We start from the raw sequence: 12,273 nt of genomic DNA, 5'->3' as shown, positions 1-12,273 counted from the left end.
AGATCACCGGACGCCCACCTCATCATCGGGAGGTTCCATGGAGAACAAGGCGCGCCGGACGCTCGGCGTCCTCGTCGCGACGGCGGCGTTGACGCTGGCCGCCGCGGCGACACCCGCTGCGGCCACACCCACCGGCACTGTCGACCCGGTCACCCCGGTCTCCGACACGGGCGTAACCATCAACCCGGCGGTCCTCGCCGAGCGGATCGACGAGACGATGGTCCGGGCCACCGGTCCGGCGCTGCGACGCGGCGCCGACGGGACGGACCGGGCGCCTGCCGGTCAGGTCGAAGGCAAGACCGAGCCGGGCGAGATCGGCATCAGCAGCATCATCGGTACGGACAGCCGGTACCAGACGACCCCGGCGAACTGGTGGCCGGCGAGCTCCACGGTCCAGATCACCCGTACCTCCGGTGGGGTCACCCGGGGGCACTGCACCGGCTGGATGATCGGTGCCGACACGCTGATCACCGCTGGGCACTGCGTCTACCCCCGTAACGGCACCGCGTGGTACCCGCGTAACGAGTTCAGGGTCTGGCCGGGACGCGACGGCAGTTCCACGCCGTACGGCTCGTGCACCGTGGCCAGTCTGCACTCGGTCGGGGGGTGGGTGAACAGCTTCACCAACGGCTACGACTACGGTGCGATGAAACTCAACTGCACGGTCGGCAACAGCACCGGAACCTTCGGTTTCATGTGGACCTCCGCCAGCCAGAATGGCACGTCGACCTACAACCGGGGCTACAGCGGGGACAAGACCTTCGGCACCCAGTGGGCCAGCTCCGACCAGATCCGGGCGACCCAGTCCACCGAGTTGTTCTACCTTCACGACACGGTCGGCGGTAACAGTGGCGGACCTGTCTACACATATTCCGTGACCGACTGTGGCCCCTGCGCGGTGGCGGTGCACGCGCACGGCCTCCACGGCAGCGGCGCGCCGAACAACAACCACAACAGCGGACCGCGGATCACCGAGTCCGTGTTCAACAACTTCGTCTACTGGCGTGACCTGTAGGACGGAGCCGACGGCCCTGTCCGGTGACCGCACGACCGGTCGCCGGACGGGGACCGGCACGACGGCGACGGGCAGCACCACACCCCGGTATCTTGATACTCTGTGTGATCGAACACTGACGTGATCCGAGGACTGGCCGTGAAACGAGGACTGGCCATGAAGCCGGTACGACATGCGCTTCTGCCGGTGCTGTTCGTCGGCTTGCTGCTGGCGGGCTGCGCCACTGAATCATCGGGTTCGCCCGGACCGTCGGCGTCGACCGGCCCGGACACCCCTGTGTCCGACCCGCGACAGCCGGAGGCGCCCTCGGCGTCGCCGGGTTCGGCCGCCGGCCGCGGTACGGCGATCATCGAGGTACGAGATCCGGCCGGTGAGCCGCTCCCGGTGATCCCGGTGGAGGTCCGTACGGTCGACTGGCCGATGCCTGCGGAACTGGCCGAGGACATCGCCCGGATGACCGACGCGCGTGGTGAGTACACCTGGACCGATCTGCCACCGGGGGAGTACGAGTTCACCGTACGGGTTCCGGGCGAGGACGTCGTCGCAGCCCAGCGGGTGACGGTGGTGGCGGATGAGACCAGCCGGGTGCCGATCACCCTCGGCTGATCAGCCTCCGGGCCCGGTGGACGGGGACGTCCGCCGAGAGCTGGAGCCGGACGGCAGTCGCCACTTCCAGGTACCTGGAAGTGGCGACTGCCGTCCGGCAAGGTGACCGTCGCACGGACCACTACGGCGGTCGCGGTGCGTCAGGCCGGGTTGAACCGCCACTGCTGGTTGGGGCCCGCGTGGCAGGTCCATTGGATGAGGCGCGCGCCGTCGCTGGTGGCGGCGCCGTTGACGTCCAGGCACAACCCGCTCGGTACGCTGCGTACGGTGTAGACCCCGCTGGTGCCGGTCGGGCTGACGGTGAACCGCTGCTGGTTGCTGTTGTTACAGGTGGCCTGCTGGAGGAAGGCGCCGGCGCTGGTGGAGCCGCCGATGACCTCCGCGCACTTACCGCTGTGGACCGCCCGGAGGTGGACCGCGCCGCCACCGGCGTCCACGGCCGCCCACTTCTGGTTGTTTCCGCCGGTCGCCGCCCACTGGTGGATCTGGGCCCCGTCGGCGGTGGAGACACCGTTGACGTCCATCAGCTTGCCGCTGTGCTGCGCGGTCAGGGTCCATGTCCTGCCGGCCACCCCGTCGCCCGGCGGATCGCCGGGATCGACCGGTTGGCCCACTCCGGCCCCGCCGAAGGTGAACGAGTCCAGGTCGAACCAGTTGTTCGCGCTGCCCTTGAACACCATGTACAGGGTGTGGCTGCCCGCCAGGGCGGTGACGTTCACCGGGGACGTCGACTGGTAGTTGTCCCAGCCGCCGGTGCTCGGCACGGGTGTGGTGGCCAGCAGCGTACCGGCCGGTGAGCCGGCGCGTAGTTCGATCGTGCCGCCGCCGGACGGCGACGACAGCCGGTAGCTGACGGTGGAGATGCCGGACAGGCTCATCGGGGTGAACGCCACCCAGTCGTTGTTGGAGATGTCCCCGATGCGTTTGCCGCTCTCCGCGCCGGCCTGGTCGATGATCCGGGTGCCGGACTGGCTGCTGTGGTACTCGGCCTGCTTGTGTTTCGGCTGGAGGATCACCTTCGCGTACCCGGTCAGGGGCGCGGCACCGCCGTTGCCGCCGTCGTCGGTGTAGCGGGCGTTGAGCGCGTAGAACAGGTTGGCCCCGTCCGGGTGCCCGCCGAGCAGTTCGGTCCGGATCGTCCCCGAGCAGCCCGGGTAGTCGGTGGTCTCGTGCTCGTGGTCGTCGTGACCGAGTGCCGGGTTGACGAACACCTTGGCGCAGTCGACCGGGGCACCGCCCGGGTCGGAGACGGTGACCGTGTACGACACCTGGTCGCCGATGGTGAGCATGCCGCCGTTGGCCGGCGTGGTGATGGTGACCACCGGCGCGGTGTTGCCGACGGTGATGTTGACGTTGGCGAAGGCGGTCCGACCGGTGTTGTCGGTGACCGTCAACTGCGCGGTGTAGTTGCCGTTGGTGGTGTAGACGTGTGACGGGTTGGCGGCGGTCGAGGTGCTGCCGTCGCCGAAGGTCCACTGGTAGCTGAGTGTGTCGCCGGGGTCGGGGTCGGTCGATCCGGCGCTGCTGAACTGGACCGTCAGCGGCGCGTACCCGTTGGTCGGGGTGCCGGTCGCCGTGGCGATCGGTGACCGGCCGCCCTGGACGTAGTCGATCCGGTAGAGACCGGAGTCGTTGTTGCCGCCGCCGAAGTTGGTGCCCCACTCCAGCAGGTAGAGCGAACCGTCCGGGCCGAACTGCAGGTCCATCGGCTTTTTGAACTCCGCCCCGGGCAGGAACGGGTTGGTGCGGGTCACCGCCGTCGCGGAGTCGAAGTGCACCTCCTTGAGGTAGCTGCGGGACCATTCGTAGAAGAAGTGCACGCCGTCGTAGTAGGGCGGGAACTTCGTGTCGGACGGGTTCGTCGGGTCGTACCGGTAGACCGGTCCGCCCATCGGTCCGGAGCTGCCGGCGCCGAGTTCCGGGAAGGTCGGCGAGGTGCCGTAGCCGTACCAGATGTTGGGCGTGACGACCGGGCGGAGGCTGGTCAGGCCGGTGTTGTTGGGCGAGTTGTTGACCGGGGCGGCGCAGTTGAACTTCGCGCCGACGGCGCCGGTGTCCGGGTTGTGCGGTGCGTACGGCTGGTTGTCGCCGTGGCAGAACGGCCAGCCGTAGTTGCCGGGTGACTTGATCACGTTGAGTTCGACCAGGCCCTCGGGTCCGCGGTTGGTGGTGGGTGGGTTGCGGTCGGGTCCGTAGTCGGCCAGGTAGACCCAGCCGGTGGCCGGGTCGATCGAGAAGCGGAACGGGTTGCGGAGGCCCATCGCGTAGAATTCCGGTCGGGTGGACGCCGTTCCCTGCGGGTAGAGATTGCCGGCCGGAATGGTGTAGCCGCCGCCGGCCGACGGTCGGATCCGCAGCAGCTTCCCGCGTAGGTCGTTGGTGTTGCCGGTGGTCCGGGCCGCGTCGAGCATGTGTCTGCCCGGCCGCCAGTCCAACGGCGCGTACCCCTGCCAGGCCGGATCGAGGTTCGGCGCGACGTCGTCGCCGGTGCCGATGTAGAGGTTGCCGTCCGGGCCGAACTGCAGATATCCGCCGGTGTGGCCGGGTTCGGGGAACGTCCTGTCGCGGTACGCCGGGATGTCGATGACGGTGACCTGGCTGGCCATGTTCAACGTGTCACCGGTCAGGGTGAACCGGGAGACCCGGTTGATGTCCGTGGAGCTGTTCGCCGGCGAGTGGTACAGGTAGACGTACCCGTTGCTGGCGAAGTCCGGGTCCAGCGCGATTCCCGTCGGCGTCGGGGTCTGCAGGGTTCCGGGCGGTCGGCGCTGGCCCGGGCGCTGTTCGGGGCGGTCCCCTTCACCACCGGAGAGGTCACGCTCGACGGCGCGCCGGTGCGGATCCGCTCTCCGCGAGCGGCGGTGCGCGCCGGCATCGCCTACGTCACCGAGGACCGCAAGGGCGAAGGCATCGTCGTCCGACAGTCGGTGCTCGACAACGCGCTGCTCGCGCTGCGGGCCGTCGGCACCGCGCGCAGCCGTCGGGCCGGTCGGATCCGGCAGCTGCTCGCCGCCGTCGACCTGCGGGCCGCCGCCGAGGACCAGGAAATCCGCTTCCTGTCCGGCGGCAACCAGCAGAAGGTCGTACTGGCGCGATGGCTCGCTACGGACCCGCTGGTGCTGCTCTTCGACGAACCGACCCGCGGCATCGACGTCGGTGCCAGGTCGGCGATCCACCATCTCGTCCGCGGGCTCGCCCGCGAGGGCGCCGCCGTGCTGATGATCTCCTCCGATCTGCCCGAGCTGATCGGCATGAGCGACCGGATCCTCGTCATGCGTGACGGGCGGGTCGCCGGTGAGCTACCCGCCGGCGCGACCGAGCCCGACGTCGCGTCCCTCGCGGTCGGAACCGGGCGGAGGACGGCGGCGTGACCGCCCCGTCGTTGCGGTCCGCGCGGCGTCGCGTCCCCGGTGTGTACGTGGCGCTGGCCCTCACCCTGGCCACCGGCTGGCTGATCGTCACGATCGACGGAGGTCAACTGTTCAACCAGGCCACGACGGTGAGTCTGCTGCACGTCGCCGCCGGGCTGGGGCTGGTCGCGGTCGGCCAGACCCTGGTCGTCCTCGGCGGCTCGCTCGACCTGTCCGTGGCGTACGTGGTGAGCCTGAGCACCCTGGTCGCGGCGGAGACGATGAACGGTCGCGACAGCGGGCTGCTGCCCGGCATCGGCCTGGCGCTCACCGTCAGCGCCGCCGTCGGGCTGGCCAACGGGCTGCTCGTCACCAGGCTGCGGATCAACTCGTTCATCGCCACCCTGGGCGTCGGGCTGCTACTCAAGGGCTACCTCGACAACGGCTACGACGGCCCCGCCGGCAGCACCGCACCGACCCTCGTGCAGACCCTCGGCTACCAGCGCGTCGGTCCCGTACCGCTGTCCTTCCTCCTGCTGATCGCGGCCACCGGGGCGTGCTGGTTCGTCCTCTCACGGACCCGGTTCGGCCACCACCTGATCGCGGTCGGCGGCGCCCCGCAGGTCGCCAGACTTTCCGGCGTCCGCACCGACCGGGTCCTGGTCACCGCCTGTGCGCCGGGCTCGCCGGGATCTATCTGGCCAGCCGGCTGGGCTCGGGCGCGCCCCGGGTCGGCACCGAGGGCCTCTACGACCTGGAGTCGATCGCGGCCGTGGTCATCGGCGGCACCGCCCTCGCCGGCGGACGCGGTGGTGTCGTCGGCACCGTCGGCGGCGTACTGCTGCTCGCCAGCATCGACGCCATCTTCAACCAGCTCGAGGTCGACGCCTTCTTCAAGCAGGTGATCCGGGGCGCCGTCATCATCGCCGCCGTCGCCATCTACGCCCGCCGGGCGATGCGGAAGGCGGCCAGTTGACCATGCAGACCGCCCAACGTCGTCCGGCACCGCTACGGCGGATGGGCGCCGGCGCCGGTGGCCTCCTGCCGATCCTCGCGATCCTCGCGGTGCTCCTGATCCTCGTCACCGTCCACCAACCGGACTTCCTGGCCCCGGCGTCGCTGATGTCGTTCCTCGGCCGCTCGGCGCCGATCATCCTGCTCGCCGCCGGCCAGTACTTCGTCATCGTCTCCGGCGAGTTCGACCTGTCCGTCGGCGCCCTGGTCACCGCGCAGGTGGTGGTCGCCGCCCGGATCATCGACAGTGACCCTGCACGGACCTGGCCGGCGGTGCTGGTGCTGCTCGGCGGGGGCGCGCTCGTCGGGCTGGTCAACGGCCTGATCGTGACGCGCCTGCGGGTGCCCTCGTTCATCGCCACGCTCGGCATGTTCCTGATCCTGGTGGGCGCGGTCTACCTGTGGTCCAACGGCGCGCCCAAGGGCGGGTTCTCCGAGGAGTTCCGCCAGTTCGGCCGACGCGCGGTCGAGGACGTACCGGCACTGGGCCGGGTCCCGTACGCGCTGCTGGTCCTGCTGGTCCTCGCGGCGCTGGCCGTGCTGCTCACCCGGTCCGACTTCGGCCGGGTGCTGATCGCCGTCGGGGACAACCCGCGCACCGCGCACCTCAGCGGGGTACGGGTCCCGCGGGTGCGCACCATCGCCTTCGTCCTCAGCGGCCTCGCGGCCGCCGTCGCCGCCATCCTGATCGGTGGGTACAGCGGGGTCTCCTTCCAGGCCGGGGCCGGCCTGGAGTTCGGCGCCATCACCGCGGTCGTCCTCGGCGGGGTCGCGCTGGGCGGCGGCCGAGGATCCGTCGTCGGCGCGATGCTCGGCGCGGTGACCCTCGAACTGCTCTTCGCCCTCATGAACTTCTACGGCGTCTCCGGCGCACTGCGACCGACCGTCCAGGGCGCCATCATCCTGATCGCCGTGGCGGTCGCCACCCGGCGTTCCTCGTCGAGATAAGGGGATTCTGGTGAAACATCGCCTGACCGTGCTGGCCACGGTGACGCTGCTCGCCGTCGCCGGTTGCGCCACGGACCAACCGCCCGCAGCCAGCTCCGGCGCGTCGTCGGCACCGGCGGGAACGGGCACCGGCGACCAGTCGAAGTTCTTCGTGCAGGCCGACTACGACAACGAACTCGCGTTGCTCGACGCCACCCCGACCGGACCGGCGGACAAGCCGTGGGAGCAGGTGCTCGACCCGACGATGGTGGACACCGCGACCTTCGCGAAGGCCGGCCCGTACCGGATCTGCTTCTCCAACGCCGCGTTGAACAACCCGTGGCGGCAGGTCGGGTTCAAGACCATGCAGGCCGAGGTGGCGGCACAGGGGGACCTGATCGAGGAGTTCGTCCACATCGACGCGGAAGGCAAGGACCAGAAACAGATCGCCGACATCAACGACCTGCTCGGCAAGGACTGTGACGCGCTCATCGTCTCGCCGAACACCACCGCCACGCTCACCCCGGCGGTCGAGGCCGCCTGCCGTACGGGTCTGCCGGTCATCGTCTTCGACCGGGGCGTGGACACCGACTGCCCGGTCACCTTCAACCCCATCGGCGGGTACGGCTTCGGCCACGTCGGTGCCGAGTTCGTCAGCCAGCGGATGGCACCGGGTGGCAAGCTGCTCGCGCTGCGCATCCTGCCCGGCGTCGACGTGCTGGAGACCCGCTGGTCGGCGGCGAAGGTCGTCTTCGACCGGGCGCAGATCGACGTCGTCGGGGTCGAGTTCACCGACGGGGACCCGGCGAAGACCAAGAAGATCGTCGACGACTACATCCAGCGGTACGGCACGATCGACGGTGTGTGGATGGACGCCGGTGCGGTCGCGGTCGCTGCGGTCGAGGCGTTCCAGGACGCCGGCAAGCCGGTGCCACCCATCAACGGCGAGGACCAGCTCGACTTCCTGCGGATCTGGAAGGACGCCGGCCTCACCGCGATCGCGCCGACCTACCCGACCTACCAGTGGCGTACCCCGATCATCGCCGCCCTACGGATCCTCGCCGGCCAGCAGGTGTCCGACCCGTGGAAACTGCCGCAGCCGACGATCACCCAGGAGAACCTGGACAGCTACCTCGACCCGGACATGCCGCCGCTGCACTACGCGATGTGCGGCTGCACCGGGCTGCCGGGTTACCCGCAGCGGTGGAAGTAGGCCCGGTGTACCAGATCGGGGTGAACCCCTGGGTGTGGGCCTCGCCGGTCGACGACGCGGCCCTGGCCGAGTTGCTGCCCCGGATCGCCGGGTTCGGCTTCGACACCGTCGAGCTGCCGATCGAGCAACCCGGCGACTGGGACCCGCACCGAACCCGGGACCTGCTCGCCGAGCTCGGACTGACCGCGGCCGGTGTCTGCGCGGTCACCCCGCCCGGCCGGGAGTTGGTCGACGCCCCGCCGAGGGTGGTCGAGGCGACAGTGGCCTACCTGACGGGCTGCGTCGACAGTGCGGTTGCCGTCGGCGCGCCGAGCGTCGGCGGGCCGGTCTACGCCTCGGTCGGCCGGACCTGGCGGATGAACTCGGCCGCCCGCGCCGTCTGCTACGCCGACTTCCGCCGGGCGCTGGCGCCGGTCGCGGACCACGCCGGCGCCCACGGCGTGTCGATCGGCGTGGAGGCGCTGAACCGGTACGAGACGAGTGTGGTCAACACGATCGATCAGGCGGTGGAACTGATCGACGGTCTGCCAGCCAACGTCGGGCTCATGATCGACACCTACCACATGAACATCGAGGAGGCCGATCCGTACGCCGCGGTCGCGGTCGCCGGCCCGCACATCAAACACGTGCAGGTCAGCGGCACCGACCGGGGAGCGCCCGGCGCCGACCACCTGGACTGGCCCCGCTTTCTCGCCGCCCTGACCGCCACCGGGTACCGGGGCGCGATCTGCATCGAGTCGTTCACCCCGGAGAACGCGACGATCGCGACCGCCGCCTCGATCTGGCGTCCGCTCGCGCCGTCACCGGACCGACTCGCCTGCGACGGCCTGGCGTACCTGCGGGAGGCACTGCGGTCCGTGCCGGATCGGCCGACGCCGCAGGGCGGTGGCCGCTGACGACGACCGCCCGCCGGGACACCGTGGTCAGGTCGTCGCGGACCTGGGTTGATGGGGGATCGCCGTACCGGTGGTGGGGCCGCCCTGGTAGCCGGCGGCCTGCAGGGTGAACAGTTCGGCGTACCGGCCGCCGGCGGCGAGCAGCTCGTCGTGGCTGCCGGCCTCCACCAGGGCGCCGGCGTGCAGGACGAAGATCCGGTCGGCGTGCCGGACGTTGGCGAGCCGGTGGGTGATCAGGATCGTCGTCGCGGTGCCCTGTCGGTCCCGGATCGCCTGGAACAGCGCATCCTCGGCGCGGGGATCCAGGGCCGAGGAGGGCTCGTCCATGATCAGCAGCTCGGCGTCACGCAGGAACCCGCGGGCGGCGGTGATGCGCTGCCACTGCCCGCCGGAGAGATCCTGGCCCTTGGCGAAGGTCCGGTCGAGCAGCGTCTCGTACCCGTACGGCAGCTCGCGGATCATGTCGTGGGCGACCGCGCGCCGCGCCGCGGCCTCGATCCGTTGCTGGTCGGGCTCGGTCTCGGCGTCGCCGAGAGCGATGTTGGTCGCCGCGGTGAACGGCCACTTGTGGTACTCCTGGGTGACCACGGCGATGCGCCGACGCAGCTCGTCGAGGTCCCAGTGCCCGAGCGGTCGACCGTTCCATTCGACGGTGCCGCCGCTCGGGGTCCGCATCGCGGCGATCATCGCGGCCAGGGTCGACTTGCCGGAGCCGTTCTCCCCGACGAAGGCCACAGTTTGTCCCGCCTGGATGGTCAGTGTGACGTCGTCGACGGCAGGGGTGTCCCGGTCCGGGTACCACAGGCTCAGGCCGCGCACGGTCAGGTCCCGTAGCGGCTCGGGGACGGCCCCGGGCGGGCGCACCCCGACCTCGGCGCTGCCGTCGGGCAGGTACGCGACGGCCCGGGCCATGAATCCGGTGTAGTCGTTGAAGTGTTGGCCGTCGGTGTAGACCCCGTCGATGTGCAGAGTGACGGAGGTCAACGCCCGCTGGGCGGCCTGTACGGCGATCACGCAGGTGGCCGCCGCCGCCAACGGGATCTGTCCACCGACGAGCAGCAGCCCGAGCAGGACGTACACCACACCGGTGGCCAGCCCACCCGCCAGCGATCCGACACTGGTCATGGTGGTGACCCGGCGGGCAAGGGCAAGCTGGATGTCGGTCTCCACACCCATCACCCGGTCGTACTGGTCCAGCAGGAACCGCCGCAGGCCGTACGAGCGCAGCTCCGGTGCGGAGACCCGCTCGGCCATCAGCCGGTGCAGGATCCACAGACGGCGCCGGCGTACCGAGCCGGCGGTCCAGGTGTGGTAGCGCAGGTGTCCGGCCCGCAGCGACGCCCATGCGTTGGGCAGCGTCGCGACGAGCAGGGCGACCAGCAACAGCGGGTGGATCACGATGACGGCGACCGTCACCGCGAGCAGGCTGACCAGCCCGGCGAACAGGTTCATCGACGACTGCACCAGTGACGCGGTCGCGTCGGTGCCCCGGGTGGCGCGCTCCATGTCGTCGGCGAACGCGTCGGCGTCGAACGCGTCCAGCCGTACCGCCGTGGTGACCTCGAACAGGCCGCGCTCGACCTCGCGGTCCACCCGGGGGGTGAGGCCGTTCTGGGCGTAGCCGGTCGCGATGCCCAGACCGGCCCGGATCGCGGTGACCGCAGCCAGCGCCGTCAACGCGGGCAGGGCGGCGACCACCTTGTCGGCGGTCGGGCCGCCGGCGAACAGCTCGACGAGCACCCGCTGCGTGGCGAGCAGCCCGAACGAGGCCATCGTGCCGGCGCCGATCGTGGCGACCGCCACCACGCAGGTCCGCAGCCGGTCGGCCCGCCAGCTGATCCGCACGGCCTCGGCGACCAGGCGGGGCAGCTCGGCGAAGACCGCCATCAGTCCCGCCTCGGCCCGTGCCCGCACGCCGGTCTCCCACCACATCGCCCGAAGCTCCGGCAGCACCGACTCCGGTTGCCCGGCCTCCGGTTGTTCTCCTGCCGGCTGGTTCCTCGGAGAACCCGCGTCGGCCGGCTCAGACTTGGTAGTCGGCGGTGTCAAGATGCTCCCTCGATCGAAGCAGCGCAAACACTCTAGGTGGTGATAATGTTACGGAAAGCGTGTGACGGTGTGACTGCCGGGTGGCTGGGGCACTCCCCAGTGCTCTGGCCGGTCAACGGTGCGGCTACGTCCCGTTGATCCGATGTCGACATCGTGCGTCTTCACTCTGCAGACGTGTCCACCGGCGTACGAATGGGTGTTCCTGGTCGAGGTGGCCGGCACGGCCGACCCGGTGTCGGTAACCGCGACCGCCCAGGCCCGGTTGGGCGAGGCGGGGGAGGAGCCGTCCCGATTGGAGGTGTTCGGCGCGGACACAGCGCTGCCGGCCTACCACCGGGCCGCGCTGGTCGGCGCGAGCCTGCTGTGGGCGGCGTCCGCGCCGGAACCGGAGCTGGTCCCGGTCTTCGACGGCGTCGACGACGCCGGTCGGCCGATCTTCGCTGACGACCGGCCGTCGTTGGACGCGGCCGAGCGCGAGTCGGTGGCCGGCTACCTGTACGGTTCCGACGCGGTGCTGCTGACCACGGCGACGATGGTCGACGTGGTCGACCCCGGGCATGGCGACGTCGTGCCGCTGACGTACCGCACCGACGGCCGGTTCGTCTGGCCCGACGCGGTGGCGTACCACGTCCGGCGGCACGGGATCGCGCCGTACCCGCCGTTGCTCGCCGCAGCCCGCACCACCGACTACCGTCCGCCCCGGACGGACCTGGCGTCGCGGATGCGGGCCGAGCAGGCGCTGTTCGCCGAGGCCCCGGCCTGATCGGACACCGGCGGTGCCTGCGTGGGCGCAGCTCAGGCCCGGCTGGAGATCTGCTGCACCGCCCAGCCGTTGCCATCCGGGTCGGTGAAGAAAAAGAAACCGACGTTGTCCAGCGGATCGGGGACCGGCCGCGGGTTCTCGCCGAGGACCTGGATGTCACTGACCGCCACGCCGCGTCCGCTGAGCTCGGCGTGCGCGGCCTTGATGTCGGCGACGACGAGCTGCAGCCCACGTAGCGAACCGGGCGGCATCTCCGGAACCGCGCCTTTGCCGATCACCACGGAGCAGCCCGAGCCGGGCGGGGTCAGCTGGATGACCCGTACCTCGTCGTTGATCTTCGTGTCGTGGTCGACGACGAAGCCGAGCTGCCCGGCGTAGAAGTCCTTGGCCCGGTCCAGGTCCGAAACCGGGACCACGACCACTTCCAGTGTCCAGTTCAT

At 70.5% G+C, this 12,273-nt stretch carries 11 protein-coding genes; 8 read left to right on the top strand and 3 right to left on the bottom strand.

The window, feature by feature from the left end; all coding sequences use genetic code 11:
* Positions 1-37: 37 nt before the first annotated feature.
* Positions 38-1,015 (top strand): trypsin-like serine peptidase, encoded by a 978-nt coding sequence (locus ACN28F_RS08180; RefSeq protein WP_289207447.1) that lies wholly within the window; start codon positions 38-40, stop codon positions 1,013-1,015.
* Positions 1,016-1,291: 276 nt separating this feature from the next.
* Positions 1,292-1,621: a carboxypeptidase-like regulatory domain-containing protein gene (locus ACN28F_RS08175; RefSeq protein WP_421357376.1), complete on the top strand. Its 330-nt coding sequence runs from the start codon at positions 1,292-1,294 to the stop codon at positions 1,619-1,621.
* 140 nt (positions 1,622-1,761) lie between these two features.
* Here the strand turns inward: ACN28F_RS08175 and ACN28F_RS08170 are convergent, their stop codons facing one another.
* A complete protein-coding gene (locus ACN28F_RS08170) occupies positions 1,762-4,305 on the bottom strand; it encodes an RICIN domain-containing protein (protein WP_421361313.1) in 2,544 nt (847 codons plus the stop codon).
* Here ACN28F_RS08170 and ACN28F_RS08165 point away from each other — a divergent pair.
* From ACN28F_RS08165 to ACN28F_RS08145, 5 genes are all read left to right on the top strand, one after another.
* Positions 4,297-4,992, top strand: coding sequence for an ATP-binding cassette domain-containing protein (locus ACN28F_RS08165; protein ID WP_421361311.1), 696 nt, complete (start codon positions 4,297-4,299; stop codon positions 4,990-4,992). The two genes, ACN28F_RS08170 and ACN28F_RS08165, sit on opposite strands and share 9 nt — an antisense overlap.
* Positions 4,989-5,876: an ABC transporter permease gene (locus ACN28F_RS08160; RefSeq protein WP_421357375.1), complete on the top strand. Its 888-nt coding sequence runs from the start codon at positions 4,989-4,991 to the stop codon at positions 5,874-5,876. The genes ACN28F_RS08165 and ACN28F_RS08160 overlap by 4 nt, the downstream gene beginning before the upstream one ends.
* Before the next feature lie 73 nt (positions 5,877-5,949).
* Entirely contained in the window at positions 5,950-6,933 is a 984-nt protein-coding gene (locus ACN28F_RS08155; protein WP_421361309.1) for an ABC transporter permease, read from the top strand.
* Positions 6,934-6,943: 10 nt separating this feature from the next.
* The gene (locus ACN28F_RS08150) at positions 6,944-8,125 is read left to right on the top strand and encodes a substrate-binding domain-containing protein (RefSeq protein WP_421357374.1); all 1,182 of its coding nucleotides are present in this window, start codon (positions 6,944-6,946) and stop codon (positions 8,123-8,125) included.
* 20 nt (positions 8,126-8,145) lie between these two features.
* Positions 8,146-9,021, top strand: a complete 876-nt coding sequence (locus ACN28F_RS08145; RefSeq protein WP_421357373.1) for a sugar phosphate isomerase/epimerase family protein — start codon at positions 8,146-8,148, stop codon at positions 9,019-9,021.
* Between the two features lie 27 nt (positions 9,022-9,048).
* Here ACN28F_RS08145 and ACN28F_RS08140 read toward each other — a convergent pair whose 3' ends face one another.
* A complete protein-coding gene (locus ACN28F_RS08140) occupies positions 9,049-11,070 on the bottom strand; it encodes an ABC transporter ATP-binding protein (protein WP_421357372.1) in 2,022 nt (673 codons plus the stop codon).
* Between the two features lie 142 nt (positions 11,071-11,212).
* Between ACN28F_RS08140 and ACN28F_RS08135 the strand changes: the two genes are divergently transcribed.
* A complete protein-coding gene (locus ACN28F_RS08135; RefSeq protein WP_289207442.1) occupies positions 11,213-11,833 on the top strand; it encodes a hypothetical protein in 621 nt (206 codons plus the stop codon).
* Between the two features lie 32 nt (positions 11,834-11,865).
* Here the strand turns inward: ACN28F_RS08135 and ACN28F_RS08130 are convergent, their stop codons facing one another.
* Positions 11,866-12,273 carry a VOC family protein gene (locus ACN28F_RS08130; protein WP_289207441.1) on the bottom strand — a complete coding sequence of 136 codons (408 nt, stop codon included), beginning with the start codon at positions 12,271-12,273 and terminating at the stop codon, positions 11,866-11,868.

It is taken from the genome of Solwaraspora sp. WMMA2101, assembly GCF_049179175.1.
Taxonomy (GTDB): Bacteria; Actinomycetota; Actinomycetes; order Mycobacteriales; family Micromonosporaceae; genus Micromonospora_E.
This window is presented reverse-complemented; position numbering and strand designations above follow the sequence as displayed.